This window comes from Litorisediminivivens sp. KMU-197, assembly GCF_056858395.1.
This window is the reverse complement of the sequence record NZ_JBXEQG010000006.1, coordinates 43,770-65,451: the sequence shown is the minus strand read 5'-3', so window position 1 is coordinate 65,451 and position 21,682 is coordinate 43,770. Positions and strand designations below refer to the sequence as shown.

The 21,682-nt window shown below is 58.2% G+C and carries 16 protein-coding genes and 1 pseudogene; 12 read left to right on the top strand and 5 right to left on the bottom strand.

What is annotated here, in order from left to right; genetic code table 11:
* Nucleotides 1-16: 16 nt before the first annotated feature.
* On the bottom strand, nt 17-223 hold the full coding sequence (locus AC04PT_RS13925; protein WP_482874318.1) for a hypothetical protein: 207 nt from the start codon (nt 221-223) through the stop codon (nt 17-19).
* Between the two features lie 651 nt (nt 224-874).
* On the opposite strand from AC04PT_RS13925, the gene AC04PT_RS13920 reads away from it, so the two are divergent.
* Entirely contained in the window at nt 875-1,273 is a 399-nt protein-coding gene (locus tag AC04PT_RS13920; RefSeq protein ID WP_482874317.1) for a hypothetical protein, read from the top strand.
* Between the two features lie 166 nt (nt 1,274-1,439).
* Here the strand turns inward: AC04PT_RS13920 and AC04PT_RS13915 are convergent, their stop codons facing one another.
* On the bottom strand, nt 1,440-2,330 hold the full coding sequence (locus AC04PT_RS13915) for a LysR family transcriptional regulator (protein ID WP_482874315.1): 891 nt from the start codon (nt 2,328-2,330) through the stop codon (nt 1,440-1,442).
* A gap of 134 nt (nt 2,331-2,464) precedes the next feature.
* Between AC04PT_RS13915 and AC04PT_RS13910 the strand changes: the two genes are divergently transcribed.
* The 6 genes from AC04PT_RS13910 (at nt 2,465) to AC04PT_RS13885 (ending at nt 9,565) form a co-directional block, all read left to right on the top strand.
* Nucleotides 2,465-3,871 (top strand): amidohydrolase family protein, encoded by a 1,407-nt coding sequence (locus AC04PT_RS13910; RefSeq protein ID WP_482874313.1) that lies wholly within the window; start codon nt 2,465-2,467, stop codon nt 3,869-3,871.
* Nucleotides 3,872-3,885: 14 nt separating this feature from the next.
* Nucleotides 3,886-4,644 (top strand): ABC transporter permease, encoded by a 759-nt coding sequence (locus AC04PT_RS13905; RefSeq protein WP_482874311.1) that lies wholly within the window; start codon nt 3,886-3,888, stop codon nt 4,642-4,644.
* Nucleotides 4,644-5,471 carry an ABC transporter ATP-binding protein gene (locus AC04PT_RS13900; protein ID WP_482874310.1) on the top strand — a complete coding sequence of 276 codons (828 nt, stop codon included), beginning with the start codon at nt 4,644-4,646 and terminating at the stop codon, nt 5,469-5,471. Before AC04PT_RS13905 ends, AC04PT_RS13900 begins: the two co-directional genes overlap by 1 nt.
* Nucleotides 5,472-5,497: 26 nt before the next feature.
* Nucleotides 5,498-6,469: an ABC transporter substrate-binding protein gene (locus AC04PT_RS13895; RefSeq protein WP_482874309.1), complete on the top strand. Its 972-nt coding sequence runs from the start codon at nt 5,498-5,500 to the stop codon at nt 6,467-6,469.
* Between the two features lie 67 nt (nt 6,470-6,536).
* On the top strand, nt 6,537-7,283 hold the full coding sequence (locus tag AC04PT_RS13890) for a sulfite exporter TauE/SafE family protein (protein ID WP_482874308.1): 747 nt from the start codon (nt 6,537-6,539) through the stop codon (nt 7,281-7,283).
* A gap of 188 nt (nt 7,284-7,471) precedes the next feature.
* Nucleotides 7,472-9,565, top strand: coding sequence for an AAA family ATPase (locus tag AC04PT_RS13885; protein ID WP_482874307.1), 2,094 nt, complete (start codon nt 7,472-7,474; stop codon nt 9,563-9,565).
* Nucleotides 9,566-10,013: 448 nt separating this feature from the next.
* Here AC04PT_RS13885 and AC04PT_RS13880 read toward each other — a convergent pair whose 3' ends face one another.
* Nucleotides 10,014-11,999 carry an ATP-binding protein gene (locus AC04PT_RS13880; RefSeq protein WP_482874306.1) on the bottom strand — a complete coding sequence of 662 codons (1,986 nt, stop codon included), beginning with the start codon at nt 11,997-11,999 and terminating at the stop codon, nt 10,014-10,016.
* 281 nt (nt 12,000-12,280) lie between these two features.
* Here AC04PT_RS13880 and AC04PT_RS13875 point away from each other — a divergent pair, with 281 nt between their 5' ends.
* Both AC04PT_RS13875 and AC04PT_RS13870 read left to right on the top strand, forming a co-directional pair.
* Nucleotides 12,281-12,913 (top strand): tyrosine-type recombinase/integrase, encoded by a 633-nt coding sequence (locus AC04PT_RS13875; RefSeq protein ID WP_482874305.1) that lies wholly within the window; start codon nt 12,281-12,283, stop codon nt 12,911-12,913.
* A 317-nt stretch (nt 12,914-13,230) separates the two neighbouring features.
* On the top strand, nt 13,231-14,586 hold the full coding sequence (locus tag AC04PT_RS13870; RefSeq protein WP_482874304.1) for a GGDEF domain-containing protein: 1,356 nt from the start codon (nt 13,231-13,233) through the stop codon (nt 14,584-14,586).
* 638 nt (nt 14,587-15,224) lie between these two features.
* On the opposite strand, the gene AC04PT_RS13865 is transcribed toward AC04PT_RS13870, so the two are convergent.
* Nucleotides 15,225-16,424 carry an IS91 family transposase gene (locus AC04PT_RS13865; protein WP_482874303.1) on the bottom strand — a complete coding sequence of 400 codons (1,200 nt, stop codon included), beginning with the start codon at nt 16,422-16,424 and terminating at the stop codon, nt 15,225-15,227.
* A gap of 12 nt (nt 16,425-16,436) precedes the next feature.
* Nucleotides 16,437-17,323: pseudogene (locus AC04PT_RS13860) on the bottom strand (tyrosine-type recombinase/integrase).
* A gap of 673 nt (nt 17,324-17,996) precedes the next feature.
* Between AC04PT_RS13860 and AC04PT_RS13855 the strand changes: the two are divergent.
* From AC04PT_RS13855 to AC04PT_RS13845, 3 genes are all read left to right on the top strand, one after another.
* On the top strand, nt 17,997-18,497 hold the full coding sequence (locus AC04PT_RS13855; protein WP_482874301.1) for a DUF6634 family protein: 501 nt from the start codon (nt 17,997-17,999) through the stop codon (nt 18,495-18,497).
* A gap of 195 nt (nt 18,498-18,692) precedes the next feature.
* Complete coding sequence (locus tag AC04PT_RS13850; RefSeq protein WP_482874300.1) at nt 18,693-19,361, top strand: hypothetical protein; 669 nt, start codon at nt 18,693-18,695, stop codon at nt 19,359-19,361.
* Nucleotides 19,361-21,556: a hypothetical protein gene (locus tag AC04PT_RS13845; protein WP_482874299.1), complete on the top strand. Its 2,196-nt coding sequence runs from the start codon at nt 19,361-19,363 to the stop codon at nt 21,554-21,556. The genes AC04PT_RS13850 and AC04PT_RS13845 overlap by 1 nt, the downstream gene beginning before the upstream one ends.
* Nucleotides 21,557-21,682: the final 126 nt, after the last annotated feature.

Sequence of the window (21,682 nt, the reverse complement as noted above, 5' to 3'; positions counted from 1 at the left end):
GAGGCCCTAAGACTGCCTAGTGAGGAGCGCCATGATACGAAAGAAAGACATAGTCGCACATGTCTTTGATTTCCGAGCCGCTTGACGGGGAAGTTTTCCATTCACTGCGAAATGCTGCTCTCGCCGCAAGAAGCTCTTTCTTAACGTGACGCAAATCGTTTTCGCGAGCGAATTGCTCAATTTCCTCAACAACCCTGGCAATCCACTCATCTTCTTCCGACATCGATGCCTCGCGCTATTGTCTGCAACCCTCACAGAGGGCTCACTGTCAGAGGTTGAGCGCGCAAAGGTTAATTTATCCTTAACGATGAGTTATTCAAGCTACGAAGCAGACGGATAGAATAATCATTTTGCTCCCGCGCATCCCGAGACGCGGAGGGGCTGATTCTAGATGAAAGCTTCGTCGAGTCTTGCGAAGGTTGCGCGACGCCTGATTCAACCAGCAGTTCAAGCGCTACGTCTCTTAGCTTTTTTGCTGTCGCAGGAAGGCCGATACTTTCGGCTACTTTCGCGGCGAGCAAAGCTCTTGCGGCATGTTCGGAGACCGTCATGATGCTATCCTCGAATAAAATTGACTAACATTACTAGACTGACACATTCGTTAACGAGTACTTAACAGGCGTCACAATAGGCGGTTTCTTGCCGTTAGGTAATCGCATGATGTGGGGCAGAATTTCCAATACTCAACGATATATAGGCATTGCGCATAGCAGAAGGTGGAATTTGGTACAGCGTATCGTTTGGCGCGTAGGAGGATTGCTCCATCATAATTGGCCTGACCAGCGAAGATTTGCCTCAACAAAGCCATCGTCACGAATCCGCATCATGTCAGCTATCCAATTGTTAACCCTGTGCGCAGAATTTGAAAAAGCTCATGACCCATTCCTCCTGCGAAGTGAAGGTTTCCGTGCGTCGTCGCTCGCTCCAGCTTGAGTATTCGCCCGAGCCAAATCATCATGCCACCGGCAAAACCCACCGGCTTTTGAACAGGTCCCAGAACTGGACATTGGTGTGCGGAAATCAAAGGGCAGCCTTGTCCGCGTTGTGTGAATTTGACCTTGGCACCAATGCGCACCCGCAGCGAAAGGCTGCTTCGGTGAAGCCGGACTGCGGCATCCTATGGGGTGGGGAATGGCTGGAAAGGGCCGCGTGTGTCGACCGAAAGGATGTCTGGCAAGGAGGTTATGCTGCAGCGCCGCAGATCCGGTCCGAGCCCATACTGACCACTCTGGCCGCAGAAGACTTCGCAGTTGCAGCACATGTATACCTGTAGCGAACGGCCCTTTGCTGCCACTGGGCTGTCGGCTTGTCGCCGCAGTGCGGCGACATCAAGCCGGAAGTTCACTTCTGGCGCGAGACCAAGAGCCATAAGCGCGGCGGCGTCTCCAGCATCATATCTGACTGGCGATCTAAACGACTTGGAACCGAATGAACCCTCTTCAAGGGGCTAACATTTTGATTTTGTCAGTGAGATACGCGGAAAACTCCAGCGCGATTTTTGCGGCCGGTCGATCCAGGGGCCGCAACAGATAAATCGTTTGCCAGACGGACGGCACAAACCCCAGTATGTCGAGTTCGTCCTTGTAGCGATGGGCGGTGATAGCATCAATGAGCCCGACCCCGAAACCGCGCCGGACAAACCCGCAGACCGACTCGAAGGTCTGGGTTTCGACTGCCGTGCCGGGATGGGGAACACCCCGCTGATCGAACCGCTCGGAGAACTGGATGGCGCTGGGATGGCTTGCGCTGACACAAACGAGAGTCTCTGACGCAAGGTCAATGGGTTCGAGCGCCAGCCGGCCCTCAGGGGCTTGTCCGCGCGGATAGGCAATCATGCAAGGGATTGCGAATTCCTGCACATCCAGATTGTGCGCCTCTGCCAGTCGGGTCGAGATCGCCAGATCGAAATCGTGGGTTTGCAGCAGGCCGGTCATCATCTCGGAGCGACGCGCCTGTAGATGCACGCGGACCGACGGCCGGTCGGCCAGGAAATCGCCAAGTGCCTCTGGCAAGAAATCGATGGCGATGTCGGGATAGGAAACGATCACCAGATCGCCCCGGCGGTTGTCCCGGATCTGCCGTGCGCGATGCTCGGTCAGTTCGACGCTCTCCAGCGTCCGCTGTACGTCGGGCATCAGGAATTTCGCCTCGGGCGTTGCCACCAGCCGGCCTTTGACGCGGTCGAACAGCTTAAACCCCAGCGCGTGCTCGAGATTGGCGATCAGGCTGCTGGCAGACGGCTGGGCAATTCCCATCAATTCCGCAGCTTGGGTCATGTTTCCGCTCATCATAATGGCACGCAGGCACTCAAGCTGACGAATGTTAATCACTTTCGAAATCCATAGTTTTTGCCTATGAGCTGTCCATTATATAGTATTATCTTCTATAGTCGGCCTTGTCTACGCTCCTTTGCAAGCACCGCATCTGCGAGTCGCAGGACACGTAACAAGGACTTGGGAACACCATGACCGGATTGTCGGACATCACCGAACGTGGCAGCTACGCGCTGGCCCCAGATCTCTTGCTGACGCCGCAGGGGGCAAAGCCGGGGATGGTGGTGCAGGTGCTGGACGGCGAGATCGTCTTTGTCGGCCCCCGCGCAGGCTTTGAGGCCGCGTCGCCGGACACATCGCTCATCGAACTGCCCGACCGTGCGATCGTGCCGGGCTTCATCGACGCCCATACCCACCTGGGCCAGGCCTTCGGCAAGGCGATCACCGGCGGCGAGCCGGCGCAGATCTGGCGCCGCATCTGGACGCCGATGGAAGGCAGCTTCGACCCCGAGACGGTCTACGTCTCGGCAAAGTGGATGTTTCTCGAGGCGCTGCGCGGCGGTTTTACCGGCATCGTGAACTTCGCGGTGCAGAATGACGAGAAGGCAGCGGCCCTGCACCGGGCAGCCACGGATGTTGGCATCCGGCTTGTCTCCTCGACCGGTGGCGCGCTCCCCATCGACGGGCCGACAGCCCCTAGTTCCTGCGACATCGCCCGTGCCATCGACGCCACGCTCCAGCGTGCCGAGGCGCATATCGCGATGTGCAAGGATCAGCCGCTGATCACCCCGTCGCTCTGCATCCCCGCGGTGCAAAGCGCGCCGGGCGAGATGATGCGGGCGCTATCAGACTATGCGGCGGAGCAAGGCGTGCTCTTCCAGATCCACACCAACGAACACCACGTCGAGGTCCACTGGAGCGTCTGCACCCACGGCAAGCGCCCGCTTGAGTACTTTGCCGAGCACGGCGCGGTCGGGCCCCACACGCTGCATCACCATTGTACGCTGGTCACCGACCGGGAGATAGAGATCCTGCGCGAGACCGGATCGGCAGTGAGCTACAACCCCCTGGCCAGCGCCTGGAAAGGCGACCGGGTGGCGCCCGCGCTGGGCTTTGCCGCGCGCGGCGTCCGCTTTGGTATCGGCACCGACAGCACGCGCTCGGATGCGCTGCGCCTGTTGGAATCGGCAGAGACCGCGCAGCGCTTTTCCCAAGGGATGCAGAACGCCGATTTTTCCTGCGGTGCGGCCTGGACCTGGATCGACGCCGCCACCCGCGGCAGTGCCGATGCGGCAGGCCTTGGCGGGGTCACCGGGCAGATCGCGGAAGGCCAGCGCGCCGATTTCCTTGTGCTCGACCGGCGCCAGCCCGAAGTGACGCCTTCATGGGACTTCGAATGGGAACTGGTGCGGCTCTACAACCGCGACCAGATCGAAGCTGTGGTGGTCGATGGCCGATGCGTCATGGAACACTCCCGGCCGGTGGGCTGGGACGCCGAGGAATTTCTCAGAGCCAACAAAAAACGCGCGCATGACGCCGTTAGCGCCGCCCCGATCGTCCGCTGTCACGGCCGGTCAGGCGATCTTTGGAAAACATGAAAGGGGTCTTTGTGATGGAAAGACATCTCAGGAAATATGGCCAGCTTGTCCTGTCGCTCTCGGGCGTGGTGGCGATCTGGTGGCTGGTCTCGGGCCTCGGGCTCGTCAACCAGAACCTCTTCCCAACACCGCCACAGGTGCTGGCGGCAGCGGTGGAACTCTACCAGGACGGGGTGCTGATCTCCGACCTGCAAATCTCGCTCAAACGCGCGGCCATTGGTTTCACCATCGGCTCGACGCTGGGGGTGCTGGTCGGTCTGCTCACCGCGCGGGTCTTTGCCTTCTCGGTGGCGTTGGAGCCGTTCCTCACCCTCCTAAGGCCGATCCCGGCGATCGCGCTGGTGCCCATCGCCATCGTCTGGTTCGGCATCGGCGAGGGGTCGAAATACTTCGTCATCTCCTACACCGTCTTCCTTGCGGTCTGGCTGAACACCCATGCCGGCGCCTCCAGCGTGGCGGGCACCTACATCCGTGCCGCAAGGTCGCTGGGTGCCAACCGCTTCCGCGAATTCTTCGAGGTCGTGGTGCCCGCCGCCGCGCCGCACATCGTAGTGGGCCTGCGCCTCGGGGCCGCGCTGGCCTTCCTCAGCCTGGTCGCCGCCGAACTCAGCGGCGCCTCTTCCGGCATCGGCTTCCGCCTACAGGACGCCCGTCAATTCATCCAGACCGACCGCATGTTCGTGGGCCTGATCGAGCTTGGTATCCTCGGCGCGCTGCTCGACTCGGTCTTTGTCCTCATCAGCCGCCGGCTGGTCCATTGGGAGAGCGTATGATGCAATCTGCAGCACTGAAAATCGTCGAGGAAGATCAACCCATGTCCAACACCAAGGTCGGCCGGATAGACGTCGAAGGCGCCGCGGTGACCTTCAAGGGACCGAAAGGCAAGTTGATCGAGGCCCTCGCGCCAACCGACCTGGTGATCGAACCCGGCTCCTTCGTCTCGCTGATCGGCCCCTCGGGCTGCGGCAAGTCCACGCTTCTGAACGCGGTCGGAGGTTTCGTGCCGCTCACCGACGGGGTCATCAAACTGGACGGCGAGCCGGTGACCGGCATTAACCCCGACGTGGGCGTTGTCTTCCAGCAATACGCGCTGTTTCCATGGTTCACCGCGCTCGGCAACGTGATGTTCGCGCTGAAGCGCTTCCCGATCTCCAAGGAAGAACGCCGCGCCCGCGCCATGGCGGCCTTGAAGGAAGTCGGGTTGGAAGGTCGCGAGACCACCTATCCCGGCCAGCTTTCGGGCGGGATGCGGCAACGAGTTGCGCTGGCGCGGACCTTCGTGACCTCGCCCAAGGTACTGCTGATGGACGAACCCTTCGGCGCGCTCGACGCCCAGACACGGGTGGTGATGCACGAAATCCTGCTCAGGGTGTGGGAGGCGCACAAGGCTACGGTGATCTTTGTCACCCATGACGTGGACGAGGCGCTGATCCTCTCGGACCGTGCCCACATCATGAGCGCCGGACCTGGCCGCATCATCGAGACCATGGAGATCACCGACGAGCGGCCGCGCCGCGCGCATCAGGTCACCGAAAGCTTCCTGAAGAACCGCAACCACATCATCGGCCTGCTGCGCCAGCCCGGCGCCGAGGACCATTGAAACCAACAAACAACACGGAGGTCACAATGCACCACTCACTGAAACTTACCTTCTTCGCCGGGAGCCTCGCCGTTCTGGCCGGCGCGGCTTCGGCGCAGGACGCCAAAATCACCTTCGGCGGCGGCGCCTATCTGGACATCCCGCAGCTTTCGGTCGCCATGGACCACGAGCTTTTCGCCAAGCACGGGCTCGACGTAAACGTCATTCCCTTCCAGTCCGGGCGCTCGGCCTTCGAGGCGCTGCTCGGCGGCCAACTCGATGTGGCGGTTATGGCTGAGTTCCCCGCCGTGATCGGGGCCATGCGAGAGCAGGACTTCAAGGTCATTGCAGACCTGTCGCGCTACCAGTCCACCCGCATCATCCACACCGGCGATGCCGAGGTCGACACCGTGGCAGAGCTGGCCGGCAAACCGATCGGCGTCACAGCCGGCACCAACGTGCATTTCTGGCTGGAGAACGAGTTAAAGGCCGCCGGGATCGAGGCGGAAATCGTCTCGGTCGGCCCGCCCGACATCGTTCCGGCCCTCGCCCGCGGTGACATCTACGCAGGAGCTATGTTCCCGTCATTTTACGGCGGCGCCAAGGAGACTTTGGGCGAGAGCTATCGCGAGATCCCGATCTCCAGCTACAACACTCACTTCATCCTCGTCGCCACGCAGGACCTGATCGACGAGAACCCCGGCGCAGTTACCTCCGTGCTGGCGGCTCTGGTCGAGGCAGAGGGCGTGGTCAAGTCCGACCCAGCAGCCTCGCACGAGGCGGTGTCCCGGGTGCTGGGCGGGACGCTGAAGCCCGACGAGGTGGCCGAGGCCTCATCCAGCTATGCCTTCGAGATCGGGCTGAGCGACGACTTGCTCGACCTGATGGTCGAGCAAGGGGGCTGGATCAATGCCCGCGGCTCGATCAAGGGCGACGTTCCGACCCGCGACTCGATCGGCGCCTATATCGACGGCAGCTTCCTGTCAGCGCTCGACGCCGGGCGCGTGGCGCTCAACTAAAGCAACTCCTCACTCCCCACCTGGCCGGATCCTGTTCAATGGTCCGGCCCTTTTCTTGGAGCCTTCGATGGATCCGGCGCTTCTGTCACTTCTCGGTCTCGCGGTATTCGGCGCCGCCATGCTGCAGGCGGCCACGGGGATCGGCTACGGCGTCATTGCCGGGCCGATATTCCTTGTGGCGCTGAATGGTGCCGAGGCGATCCAGATCAGTGCCCTGCACAATCTCGCCATCGCGCTTGTGCTGGCGCCGATGCTCAAGCGAGGCGTGCAGAAGCCGGTCCTGGGCTGGCTGATCCTTGGCAGCGTCGCGGGAATCGCGGCTGGCCTCGCCTTACAGAGCGCGATGAGCGTTGCGACCCTGAAACTGATCGCCGCGGGCATGGTGAGTTTCGTCGCGCTCACGCTTGTTCTCGACATGCGTCAGCACCGCGATCCCGCGCGTGCCTTGCCGCCCGCGGTGGCCGAGATGATTTCCGTCGGCACCTTGGCTGGAATCATGGGTGGGATGCTGGCCATGCCGGGCCCTCTGGCGGCGACTTGGATGTCGGTTCGGTCCTTCGACAGAACTTCGGTCCGCGCAACCGTACTTGCGTTCTTCGTCTTCGCCTATGGTGCCAACGTGCTGACCTATGCCCTCGTCTCGGGCTTCAGTCCGTCGACCCTCAAACTGGCCGCTTGGCTCGCGCCTGCCTTGGGTCTTGGCATTGCAACCGGCGCGGCCGTTTCCGGAAGACTGTCCGAAGCTCTATTCCGCAAGGTTCTACTCGGGGTACTTGCGGCGACAACCGCAATGTTATTGTTGAGTTTGCTTTGATCTCCCAACAAGCAGCACTCAGGTGAAACATCGCTTCCGGCCCATACCGGACTTTACCTGTACGATCCCGTGCTGCACCGCAGCTTCGCAATAGCGGTCATTGAAGAGTCTGGCTACGCTATGTATCCAAATGCTTTGACAGCCTGCCTTTGACAGTTACGGTACCTGTGAATTGCTTGGAGAAACCGATGGCCAACTTAGAAGTCACAATTGAAAACTGTAACAGCATTGACACGGCAGCCATTCTTGTGACCGAGGGCTGTCTAAACATCAAATATGGTCCTAACGGAATTGGAAAAAGCACGATAGCCAAGGCTATCGTCAGTCAGGCTAGGCAAGATGGCTCGCTGTCTGAGCTCGCCCCATTCAAGTTGCGGGGTAAGAAAGGGGTAGGCCAACCAAGCGTCTCAGGCATCGACGCACTTTCATCAGCCTTAGTTTTTGACGAGGAATATGTGAACTTGTTCGTTTTCCAGCAAGACGAGGTCGTCAAAAATAGCTTTGATATATTCATAAAAACGCCTGAATATGACGAGGCGATGTTAGAAATTGAGAAGCTGTTTGAAGGCATCAAGAAGGCGTTCGCCGATCGGCCTGAAATCGAACAAATGATCAAAGACCTCAAAGATTTGAGGGATGCTTTTGGGAAGCCTAACAAAGACGGCTCCATAGCGAAGTCTAGCAAAGTCCATAAGGCATTCGGCTCAGGAAACAAAATTGATAACATTCCGGATTCTCTGCTTCCATTCGAGACCTTTGTTACAAGCAAAAATCCATCAAAATGGATTGGCTGGCAGATCAAAGGGAAAGAGTTCTTGGACCTCGGTGACACCTGCCCTTATTGCGCGACATCTTTAGAGAAGCCCGAACAAAAGGAAACCGCTCTTGCTGTTGCAAAAGAGTACGACCCCACAGCAATCAATCACCTCAACAACCTGAAGGAAGTCATTGAACGGCTTGGCGCGTACTTCAGCCCCGTGTGTCAAGAAAACCTCAACCAAATCACCAAGGCCAAAACGGAACTCACCGCGATTCAGATGAGTTATCTGAATGACCTAAAAAACAGCATTGAGGCGCTTATCCAACAACTGGAAGGGCTGAGGAATATATCGTTCTACTCATTGCGAGATGTCGACGAAATCGACAAGACATTGCCGCTCCTAAAGATCGAACTTGGCTTGATCGACAAGCTGGATTCGGAACCCTCAAGGGCAGTAACTGACCCAATCAATGCGCAACTGAACAGCTTGATCGAGAAAGTTGGTAACCTGAAAGGACAAATAAACAAACACAAGGCCAAGATTAAGAAGACGATTGAACAGAACCAGGGCAGCATCAATGGGTTTTTGCGATCGGCAGGATACAAGTATTCGGTGAAGATCATCTCAGAGCCGGACTCATACAAGATGAAGCTCGAGCACGATGATCTTTCGGATTTCATCGAGTCGGCTACTAAACACCTGAGTTACGGTGAAAAGAATGCTTTTGCCTTGGTGCTCTTTATGCATCAGGTCTTAAGTGAAGACCCCGACATCGTAATCCTTGATGATCCAATCTCATCGTTTGACAAAAACAAGAAATTTGCGATCTTGCATCAGCTATTTCAAGGCAAAGGTAATCTTCGCAATCGAACGACCTTGATGTTGACCCATGACATCGAACCAGCCATCGACGTGATCAAGAGTCTGTCTCACAAATTTCAAGATCCGAAGCCTACTGCGACTTTTCTTTCCTGCAGAAATGGGATTTTGAAGGAAACTTCAATAGTTGGCGATGACATCCGCACTTTCGCCAAAATCTGCATTGATATCATGGGCGGCGCGTCGGATGACATCGTCAAAGCGATCTATCTCCGAAGGCATTACGAGATAATCGACGAGGTCGGCCACGCCTACAATCTCCTGGCTAGTTTGTTCAAAGGCCGACTTGTCCCAACCATTGTAACTGCCTTGGAAAACCGGGACATGAGCGAAGAAGAAAAGGCCGCGGCGGAAGCACAAGTCCAAAAAATGCTGCCAGCCTTCAACTACGATGCATTGGTTGCACAAGTGAACGATGCTGCAGCAATGAAACAGAAGTTCGCCGAGACTGAAGTCGGCTACGAGAAGATTCAGTTGTTCCGTGTCATCAAAGGCAAGCATCAGGACGATGTGATCTCGAAGTTTATCAATGAGTCTTATCATATTGAAAATGAATACGTTATGCAGCTCAACCCACACAAATTCGAGAGCGTGCCCGAATATGTAGTCAACGAGTGTGCAAAGGCTCTTCAAGACGAATGATACTGATGGTGGGAGGCTCGACGGCACAGCTGACCCCGGCTAGGTCTGCTGACGAATGGTCTAAACCGTTTCTTCGGGGGGCCGCGTCTGGAGGTACACAGCCGTTTCCAGAACGAATGTCAGCTATTGCGTCCCGAACTAAACTGTTTGCAGCCTTGACGAAAGTCCGCTTCCCAACCGTCCCAGCTTGACGGAGCACCGACGCGACCGGCCCACAGCTGCCGTTCATCGCATCCTCTGAATGCCGCTGCGCGGCCCGCCGAACCGGCCGTTCGCTGCGGCTGCGAGGTCGAGGCAGCCCTGAACTCACACTGTGCAGACTTTGCGGTCGTTCACCGAGTTCGCCGGTATGGCGGCCTTCGTTCATGCACTACCTTAGTCGAGGCCACCAAAACATCCCATCCATCGGATCTTGAACCAATATTCCTGACGAATGAATGCAATTTTCTTACTCGGCCTTGTCGACGGGTTCCAGCGCTTTGGATACGGCGCTTAGCAAGTCCTGCTGGCTGACGGGTTTCATCAAACGAATGTCGGAGGGCTTCAATCCGTTGCCATGGACTGTCGCCTCTGCCGCGTAGCCCGAGAGGAAAATGCACGGGAGGTCTGGATTGATTGAGCGGATCTCTTTTGCCAGCGCGGGCCCTTGCAGGTTGCCCGGCATCACAACATCAGTCAGCAGAAGGTCAAATTGATCATTGGATTTGAACAGCTCCAGAGCCGCGTCTCCGCTTTGTGCGGTTGCGACCGCATATCCCGCGCTTTCCAGAACCCGGGTCAAGATCTGCATCACTTCGAGTTCATCTTCAGCGATCAGGATTCTGCCATGCGGCATGTGGTGATTGAGCGGTTCGCGAAGCGCGGCTCGTTGGGGCTTGCTCCGCTGCTCGGCCGCCTTGAAGTACAGCTTGAACGTCGTGCCGACACCAACTTCGGAATAGATGCGGATCGCGCCACCAGATTGCTTGATAAAGCCCTGCACCATCGACAGTCCCAATCCGGACCCTTCGCCAACGGGTTTGTCGGTGTAGAAGGGCTCAAAGATCTTTTCGATCTTGTCGGGTGGAATGCCATGTCCGGTATCGCTGATGGCAAGCATGACATAGCGCCCGGGTTCGATATCCTCCTCCCGATCAAAGACATACTCGTCGTCGATACGCATATTGGCTGTTTCTATCGTCACCCTGCCGCCGTCAGGCATCGCATCCCGCGCGTTCAGAAGAATGTTGATCAACGCGTTCTCTGCTGAAGTGGCATCCAATTCGACATCCCAGAGCCCCGCCATCAACGAATTTTCGATATTGATCGTCGCAGGCAAGACCCGGGAGCCCCACGTCATAGTGTTCTGTATAATCTGGTTCAGGTTGATACGTGTCGGTTCAAGATGCGCGCGTCGCGCAAAGCTGAGCAGGTTCTTCGTCAGGCCAGCGCCGCGCATGGTCGCTGTGATTGCGGCACCGATAAGTTCTTTGCGATCGTCATCCTGGTCGGTTTCAAGGCTCAGCTCAAGATTGCCAAGGATAACAGCAAGAAGATTATTGAAATCATGCGCCACGCCACCTGTCAGCGTGCCAATCGCCTCAATTCGCTGCGATTGACGAGCCCGCGCCTCTGCTTGGCGCAAGTCTGTGAGATCGATGCTGGTGCCGATATGTTCGACCACCTTTCCTGTTGAATCAAACTTCGGTTCTTCAATCTGGCGAATGAAGCGGATGTCGCCATCAGGGCGCAGTACACGGAATTCAAATGTTTGGGACTTGCCGGAATTCAGGCAATTGATCGCGTCTACGACAACGGAATGATCATTGGGGTGAACGTGGGGCAGCCTGACGCCCGGGTCCGCTGAGATCCTGATAAATTCCTCAGGCGTCATGCCAAGGTTTTTAGCGTGCTGTTCCGAGCAATAAGTGCAATTGCCAGTAAAGGCTTTAAAGGAAAAATGCCCGATCCGGGCAATTCGGATTGCAGTCCCCAGTCGCGCCTCGCTTTCCCCGACCTTGACGGTTTGAGCTTTGTTCTCCGCAACTTCATTTGACAATGCTACTCGAAGTTTTTGCTCGTTTTCGCGCAAGGCTTTGACGCTGGTATCGCGCTGATCCTTCAAGCGCCCCAGAACTATGCCTGCCAGAAGGTACATTATCGAACCGAGGGCCGCATGCAGCGGTCCGCCCGTTAATGTGGGGGGTCCAAACTGCTCAAAATGAGCATGGCCAATAAATAACATCGCCAAGACCCCGGCGACGAGCCCAGAGAACTTTCCGCCAAATGCTCCAGAAATGCCGACGCAGACCATAATGATAAGAAACGGAACAGGAAGGACAATGCCGGAATGAAACGTGATCTCTGCTAAAAGGATCGAGATTACTGTGGGGAGAACCCAGACTAAATCGATAATGGAGGGGAAACCCGGATTCCGCAGTCGTTTCAACGCCATCTAAATTGTTTCCATTGTTAACGTCACCGTCTCGCTCGTCATGAAAGACGCGGAACAAGCTTTGTGCTCCATGTTCATCCTGAAACGTGCAACCCGATTTGGCAATCCAGATGCCTTGATTATCGCAGTAGCGCCTTGAAAGCTGACATTTGCTGCGTTGCAGAACTGCAGAGTGTTGAGCTCGCTGCGGGCCTTCTCCGCAACCGCACCTGGGCGTGTTACCTTTTATAGCCACGTCGGGTTGGCGCTGTGGTGGATTGAGGCGGATGGGAGAAGCCACCATGTCCATCGCCAACTTACCAGCCATTCGCGCTTGCCGCCCCGCTTGGAACAAGGGCCGCGTCGTCGGCCAGAAGCGCCCGCTCATGCCGAAGCACGTCTGGGCTATCCGCGTGCGACTGGAAATCGCCGAAAACCATCGCGACCTCGCGCTCTTTAACCTTGCCATCGACAGCAAGCTGCGCGGCTGTGACCTCGTCAAGCTGAGGGTCGCGGACATCTATGCCTCCGGCCAAGTCAAGGAACGTGCTTCGATCATCCAGAGCAAGACCCGGCGGCCGGTGCGGTTCGAGATCACTGAAGGCACGCGCAAGTCAATCCTGCGCTGGATGGAAGAGCCACTGATGATCGGCTCGGAGTTCCTCTGGCCGGGCCGGTTTCACGAGCGGTTGCACATCTCTACGCGACAGTACGCCCGGTTGGTTCGGGAATGGGTGAATTCAATCGGGCTGGATCCGACGTCATACGGCACGCACTCAATGCGCCGTACGAAGGTCGCGCACATATATCGCAAGACCGGCAACCTGCGTGCGGTTCAGCTACTGCTCGGGCATACCAAGATGGACAGTACAGTCCGGTATCTGGGCGTCGAATTGGAAGACGCGCTGGTGATCGCCGAAGCGGAGGAAATCTGAGTACCTCAGGCCGTTCCGCAGGGACGGCCCAAGGCGGCCACTCACCACCACCCGGTCCTGCTGCGGTGCAGCCCGGCTTTGCGGCCGTTCGGTGCAACGACGAAATTGGGTGTTTGGCGAATTCACGCAGTACGGACCTTACTGCTGTTCGCCGCGCGCGCTCGATTTTCGTCGCTTCTGCGAACGCCATGGAAGGTGGCCGGACAGCGGGAGTTAATCACGCGAAAGGGTGCAGGCCCGACGCTCCGTTTTGTCCGGCAACCCCATTTTAACTTTAATGTGTTGTTTTTCGGCGAACCTACCACGGGGAGCCTTGCATGGCAGAATCAATGGAAATTTTCTTCGGCCTTTTGCAGCAGTTCACCGGAACCGGCGGCGGCGCAGAACATCCTATCGTCCATTTTGGGATTGCGGCGATCTTCTGGGCACTCTTGTTGATGCTCACGCACCATAGTGCTGGCGAAAATAAGACGACGAACCACCGACTGCTGATGATTGGCATTGGGCTGTCGCTGTTCCGTGAGGTCTTCATGATCTCAATTAAGGTCTTGCAGGCCTACGGCGTCTTCACCGGTGAACAACTGCATGTCGTTTTTCCCCCACTGGAACACGCCTTATCAAACATTTCTCTGATCGTGGTTGCGGGCGCCTTTCTCCTATTTCTCACAAGTCAGGAAAAGAAGGCGAAGCTCTATATCGCCGCCGGGGTGTCGACGATTGTTGCGGTCTACCTTTCGAGTTTCTGGTATTGGGCTCAACACATCATCGCTAATCCCACATCGAAGTTTGGGCAGACCTGGCCCGAGCTGGCATTCCGCAGTGCCGCGACGTTCTGGCTGATCGTGCCGATCGTCTTGCTGTTCCGCCACTCGGACGGTTGGCAGCGTAACGTGGTGTCCATCGCGCTCGGCCTGTTTGCGCTGAACGAGTTCTTGAAAATCGTCGATGCGCTTACGGGCGAGGTCAACGAGCCGATATATGCGGCCATTCGTCATGCCGTATATCTGGCCGCGCTACCATTGCTTGTGTATCTTTACAGCCGAGAACTTTCGGAGCGCCTAAAGAGCGTTCTGAGCGGGTTGGAGGATAGCATCCGAGAAAGAACGGCCGACCTTGAGGACGCGAAGACCGCGCTGGAGAAGCTGAGCCAGCTTGACGGGCTTACCGGACTATCCAATCGACGCCACCTTGAGGATTGTCTTTCCTCCGAATGGAACCGCTGTCGGCGCGACGGGAATGATCTGTCCACCATCCTGATCGATCTTGATCACTTCAAGGCAATCAACGACACACACGGCCACCCAGCCGGGGACGCGTGTCTTGCCGCCGTCGCTGAAGCCCTGAAGGGTTTTCCGCGCCGGGAAGGCGATCTGGCTGCCCGCTTTGGCGGCGAAGAATTCTTACTCCTGCTTGCTGACTGTGACCGCGAAGCCGCTGTGAAAATCGCGGAAAAGTTGCGCAAAACGATCTCGGAGCTGGAAATCGGAATAGGGGAGCAATCTCTGAATGTGACCTGTTCGGTCGGTCTCTCGACATGCATACCGAAGTTTGGGACCACCGTTGAAGACTTGCTCCGCGCCTCGGACCTTGCGCTCTATCAAGCAAAAGAAGGTGGCAGGAATCGTGTTTGCACCAAAGCGCCAACCGACCAAACTCTCACTGCGGTAGCGTGACGATGCGAAGCGATTGGCTGTGACCTACCCATTAGTTACGATGTGCCAGAAACCCTCTCTTATTAAATCGACCTAAGCTGTCCCATTGGCGCTGACGGCAGACACAGGGGTGATCAAGTCCGCGAGTCAACTTTTCTAAGGCTAACCCGTCACCCTGTGAGTTGCCATTTCACTTGCCGTTCGTCCGGCGCCTCCCGTGCCTCAAGGCCAAGGCAACAACGTCGGGTCGAGCCAACGTTTCTCTGAACGTCGGCTTTCAGCGCGGTTGTCAGATGAGTTTGCAGCCGCAGCGAATGTCAGTTTCCCTGAAGGTTTTTCGATGCGGGTCGCGGCGCAACGGTGGCCATCCCGCGGTGGCGGCCCGCGTTGACAAACCTCGGAAGGAGGAAGCCGCGGGGGTCTTGGATCAGGCTATGGGGAAAGTGCGCGGACGCTTCGGGCAACCATTGGATCTGGTTGCAGCTGATAGCGTGGCTGGTGATCGATCCGCCCCCTGATTGCTCCAACAGCACGGAGGGATTGGGGGCAAATGGACCCGCTCGGTCTGGCCGGTGACGGCAGGCGCAATCCGGGTTGGCCGGGTCTGCAGGGAGCATCCGGTGCCATTCTGTAAAAGAGGATCGATGACAAGCGATTTGTCATGCGGCCTGCTCTCTGGGTGGGGCGCGCGACATCGGTTTCTGCCCGCGCCGGAAGATCTCGATGATGCGCATGGGGCCGCCACAGCAGGGGCATGGCTCGCGTAGGGTGAGCGGGGCGGCCTCCGCCTCGGCACTTGGCGCAACGGGGTCTTCTGGGCGTTGTAGGCAGAGCAAGGCGCGGATCTTCGTGAGGTTGGCCTTGCGGGTCGAGCTGGCCAGCAGGCCGTAGTGCCGGATGCGGTGGAACCCGTCCGGGAGGACGTGGATCAGGAAGCGGCGGATGAACTCGGGGGTGGCCAGCCGCATCACCTTCTGGCGATCTCCGTGCTTGATGCGGTAATCCTTCCAGCGGAAGGCCACGGTATTGGCATCGGCGCTAACCAGGCGGGCGTTCGAGATCGCCACTCGGTGGGTATAGCGGCTCAAGTAGGCCAGCACCGCCTCGGGGCCACCGAAGGGCGGTTTGGCGTAGACCACCCATTCGGATTTGCGGAACGGGGCGAGCCAGGCCGCGAAAGCACCGGCCTCAGCCAGCTCTTCAAGATCGCCGAAGAAGGCGAGTTTGCCCGCGCGGTGCAGGTCCATCAGCCCATCCAGAAGCAGGCGCCGGAACAGCCGGGACAGCACCCGCACATGCAGGAAGAAGCCGGGGCGGCAGGCGATCCAGCGGCTCCCGCCCGGCGACAGGCCGCCACCGGGAACGATCATGTGGACATGCGGGTGGTGTGTCAGCGACGAACCCCAAGTATGCAGGCCGCTGGTCATGCCGACCCGCGCGCCCATGCGCCTGGGATCGGCGGCGATGGTCATCACCGATTGCGCCGAAGATTTGAACAGTAGCCCATAGACGGCCCGCTTGTTCCAATAGGCGATCCGGGCAATCTCTGCTGGCAGCGTGAAGACGACATGGAAATACTCGACCGGCAACAGATCCTCGGCGCGCGCCTCCATCCAGTCGCGTGCCGCTGGCCCCTGACACTTCGGGCAGTGTCGGTTCTTGCAGGAATTGTAGGCGATGTGGTGGTGGCCGCATTTGGTGCAGCCCGCCACATGCCCGCCGAGCGCTTCGGTTCGACAGGTCTCGATCGCTGACATTACCTTGAGCTGGGACAGGCTGACATGCCCTGCATTGGCCCGCCGCCATGCAGGGCCATGAGCGCGAAAGATGTCAGCGATCTCCAGCTTGGGCCGGGCCACGGCCCCCGAGCGTTATGCCAACCCTCGTCGGAGGGTCTCGTCTTGCAACAGCTTGATCTGCTCATACGGGCTGACCGTGCTGCGGATCGTCTTGGTGGCCACGTGGGCATAGCGCGCCGTCGTGGTCAGCTTGGCATGCCCGAGCAAAACCTGGATGACCCGGACATCCGTGTTCGCCTCCAGAAGATGCGTCGCAAAGCTGTGGCGGAGCGTGTGCAGCGTTGCAGCCTTCTTGATGCCGGCCATGTGCTTGGCCGAGGTGAACGCCCGGTTCAACTGTCGCGGCGACAGCGGATTGATCTTGGGTTTGCCCGGGAAAAGCCAGCCTTCAGGGCGGGACTCGCGCCAATACTCGCGCAACAACGCAAGCAGGTTGGGCGACAGCATTGCCTTGCGATCTCGCCCGCCCTTGCCGTCATCGACGTGGATCAACATCCGATCGCTGTCGATGTCGGTGACCTTGAGATGGCATACCTCGGACGCGCGCAGACCCGCGCCATAGCTGATGCCGAGGGCCGCGCGATACTTGAGCCCGGGGCCGGGAACGGCGGCCAACAGATCGGCGACCTCCTCGACACTGAGGACGATGGGTAATTTGCGGGGCTTGCGGTGAAACTGCATGAACCGCTTCATGTCTTCGCGTCCGCAGGTGGTGCCGAAAAGAAGCGAAGCGAGATAATACGCACATTGAACGTGCTGGCCGACACCCCGTCCTCGGTCATCTTGAGCTGATACGAGCGCAATTCCTCTGGCGTGGCCGTGTCAGGTGGCCGCCCGAGAAACGCCGCGAAATGCTTCACGTTGCGGATATGAGCTTTCTGGGTTTTCTCGGCCAGCCCCCGGATGTTCATATCCTCGATCATCCGCTGGCGCAGCGGTGTTACTCTCTCCTCTGTCATGGAAGCCTCCTGTCTATCGATTGAGAAGGCCCCAATCGTCAGGCAGGTCAGGAAGATCGCAAAATGCGCATCGTTACAGGCGGTTCACACCATCAGCCAAGAACGCCAATGCCGCGGAGCGGCTTAGTCCTTCCGCCCTCATCCCAAAGGCCTTCGCAACCGCAGCGAAAGCTGAGCGGCCGCGGCGAACGGCAGGAAGCTCCGCAGAGCGGGCCAACACGGTTTGCGGATCCCCCCTATCGAAAAAGGCCGCTCGCCCGCTTTTCGCATCTTTCGGTCTGGTTGTCTGGGTGGACCTTGAGCAGCGTGTCTGTAAGGCAGCACAGCAGTCTCGGAGACCTCATATTCGCTGATTTTGAGACTTGGCCTCATATTCCAGCACACGCAAAGGCAGCTGGTCCGCTTATTTTTAGGATGGCGTTAACAAGAAACAGAATGTTTCCGACGAATGCGTCTTGCGAAACATGCGTCTGAATGAACGGATTCCTCTGCGGTGCTTGGCTGAGTTGCCCGTCGAATTTATGCTAAGTGACTGTTTTCGCAATAAATTATGTTTTTCATTTCTCGACGGCTCCGCTATGCGGTCACCCGAACACGCGCGTTCACCCAACCAATCTGACTGCGGTCTCTCCCGTGTATCGCGGGGGAGGGCGCCTGCTCGAAGGACATGAACATGCACGAAACCATCAGCCCCAAGGCGTTTCTCGAACGTCATCTAAAGGCGTTCCACGCGGCCATCTCTGGCCCTGACTCGGAGGGTGCCGATGTCGCCGCGCCTTGCCTGGAGTCTTGGACACCGGTTCTCCGCGGTGCGCAGCTCTCGTTGGCTGGGAACGTGGAAGACCATCCATCGCTCGGCGCAACCCAAATCGTCACTTCGCCTTTGATCCTTGTGACCGAAGACGCGAGCTGGGCGAGAACGCTGTCGCGTTGGTATCGTTTGGGAAGCCCCTTCGCCCCGACCGCGCTTTCCGGCTCTGACCCCACGGGTTACTGCACAGTGATTAGCGGGGATGTTTTGGGCGTCCCGCTGCAGTTTGCCCGGCGCGTTACCGAACAGCGGCCCCGGCAGCTGGCCAGACAGGCCTTTGAGCTCGGCTTGGACGATCTTGTATCCGATCTAGAGCAGATCTGCCATCGATGGCCGCCCTCTGAGAAGAAAAATAACATTTAGAGTCAATAGGTTGGTCTGATTTCGCGATTTTTCTAAGAATTTTCGCTTAGTTTTTCGCGACCAACCCGTACTTCCTGCGCATGAGACGACGGCAAGGCGCCGCGGCTTGCAGAAATCAATCGGCAACCTCTGCCATAGCTCTGAAATTTCCATTTCAGAGGTCGGGCAAGGCTTGCCGAAACGAAAGACGACAAGATGAGTTTCGACGACACCTATCTCCGGTCCCGCGCCAAGCGAGCCATTCCCAAGAAATCGCCATTTCACTTCGTGGGGCAGATGACTTTCCTGAATGCAAACGGGAAATCGCAGGCGTTGGAGTACAACAGTCTGCAAGAATACCAAGCGGCGATCTGCAGCATCTATCGGCCGGGTGTCGTTGATGTTGAAGAGCAAATCGCACCGATCCGGGTGCGTCACGGCTCAGTGAAGGCCACGCCGTATTGGTTCGACCTCAGGCTGACCCACAGCAATGGGCGGCGTACCGCAATCTCAGTGAAGCCGCAGACCAAGGCCGAACGCTATGCGTTTCGCGAGAAGATGCAGGCTGTGGCCGCGGTTGCGACGGCGGAAACCGCTGACAGGGTTTGCGTGGTGACGGAACGCAATATCGACCCCGTGACGCTGGCGAATGCCAAGCTGTTCCATGCCGCCCGCCATCCTGACGTGGACATGGATGACAAGGTGCTTGACGCATTAAGCACACTGACGGAACCGTTGCCGATCCGCGAATTCCTCGCGGCCTGCGGCATCGGGGCGCCGGGGTTCTGGAGCGTGATCCGGGCAATCCGTTCTGAAGCCGCCAAGGTCGTCACGGCGGAGCGCATCACGTCCCGGACCGTCATCGCGCGTACGGAGGGGGTGTAATGTCAGTCTCGTCGAAACCTCGTCGCAGGTTGCTGGAAATCGGTTGCCATTTCCGCGTTGGGCCGCGTTCCGCAGAAGTAATCGACGTACGACCGGAGGGGTACGTTGTTGTGTGGGATGAGTGGGCCGATCCGAAGAGCGGCAACGTGCGGGGTCGCGCACATGAGCTTCTCGGCTACGCACGGGTTGAAATCGAAAACAGCCACGGGCAACTGGATATCATCAGCCGGCCCGGCGCAAACATTAGCGACCCGAAACATACCCCGCGCCACTGGCGTACCCAAAAAGAAACGGCGCGCATGCTCGTGCGCAAAGCCTGTGCGCTCGCCGCCGAAGAGTTGATGGCCGAAGACCGGCTTGACGTGACACGGCGGGCATTCGAGGAGAATGCCGAGTTGATCATCGCCAGGGCGCGGACGGTTCACGCGCGTCTTGTTCAAGATGCGAATTCCGATCGGAAGACCCGCAGCAGGCGTCCTGCGCTCTACGGCGAGGAGAAAGCGCGCAAACCGTTCGTGTTCGACTTGTCGGTGAAGAACGGAGACCCGTCTTCGAGGGGAGCATCAATCTACAAGTGGCTCAAGGTCTTGCGCAAGAACGGAGAGAATGCCCTGTATGACGCGTTGCGCAATTGCGGCGGAAAGTCAGGACATTCTGATGAGTTGGCAGATTTCGTCACTTCGGTGATCGACCGGCTTGTCGACCAAGAGCGGCCCGAGCTTGACGCTCTGCACGACAGCGTCTTGGCTGAAATTAACAAAGAGAATGCCAGGCGCCTCAGCGCCGAAGTGCCTTTGCCGAGCCTTTCGAACCGCGTGAGTCCCGCGTTTGTCCGCAAGCAGGCTGCGCGCCTTGGACGGGCCGAGTTGGCGATCCGTCGCAGGGGCTTTGATCAGGCCTACCGTGACATGCATGCGCTCGGGGTCGGCATCACGACCGTAAGAGCGCTCGAACGCGTCGAGATCGATGAATATACCATCGACCTGACCCTCCTGTTGCGGTTGACAGGCGTTTTCAAACTCTTGACCCCGACCGAGGCGGAGATCCTGGGGTTGGATGGACGCGCGAAACGGGTCGTGATTTCCGCAGCTATCGACGTGCATACGCGCTGTCTCCTGGCCCTTCAGATCGTGCCCGAGGGTGTCGGCGAAATTTTGAAGCAGACCCTCGAGATGGTCTACACGGACAAGACCTCGATCTCGGATGCTGCCGGCTGCAAATTTGACTGGTTTCAGCATGGAGCGCCGGAAGAAGTCGTCCTGGATCGCGGTGCATCCTACACCTCGGAAGAGGCGTATCACATTCTCGCGTCTCTCGGGATCACGAACCTCGGCGCCCCGGCCGGGAAGCCTTGGCTGCGCCCGTTTATCGAGCGTGTCTTCGGCACCATGCACAAGACATTCCTGCAAAGGTTTTCGGGCCGGAACTTCTCCAATGTTGTCGAACGGGGTGGAAACGATCCTGCAGCGCGGGCGACCTTGACGCTGGAAGAGTTTCTAACCTGGTTGGTCCGGTGGACGGTCGATGGATACCACAATAAACGCCAGGAAGGCCTCGGAATGACGCCTCGCCAAGCCTGGAAAAACGCAACCGAAGACACGCCGGTCCGGCACCTCAGCAGTCGTGAAATGCGCCTGGCTTTCGGCACCAGGGTCAAACGAAAATTGGGGCGCCACGGGCTCACAATCAACCGGGTGAATTATCAAGGGGGGTTCCTTGTAGGCCTCTGGAATGAGCGTGGCGACGTGACCGTCGAGGTCTGCTATTGGCAAGGCGACGTCGGTACCATTGAAGTGCGGATCGATGCTGGCAATTGGACTACGATCGTGGCGGCCGACGAGCGCTGGATCGGCAAGACCGAGATGGACGTTCGCGAGTGGCTGGTATCACGCCGGGAGGTCGACGCAGAGGCAGAGGCCACCCGGCTTGAGCTGGTCTACGAGATGGACCAGCGGTCGCAAAAGCTGAAGGCAATGAACGGACTTCTCGCCAGGCCGCGTGACGCGAAGGGCGTGGAGCTGACGGACGCCCATTTTGCGCTGCACACGGACACTGCAGAGCGCCGCCATCTTGCCGGGCCGCATCGTGACTTGCTGGCGGATGAAGTTGAGGTCGCCGCGCCGGACGCAGCACTTCGGGATCAGGATGCTGATAGGCACATGACCCTTCCTGCCGACGACGATCTCCTGGAATGACCCCTGAGCTCTCCTGTGGGTGAACGCAGCAGGAGGGCCCTCTATTTTAGAAAATTCAGCAGGTTATGAGGAATCGAAAAGATTTCTGAAAAATCTCTGCGTTCTTTCACGAGCTCCTCTTACCTC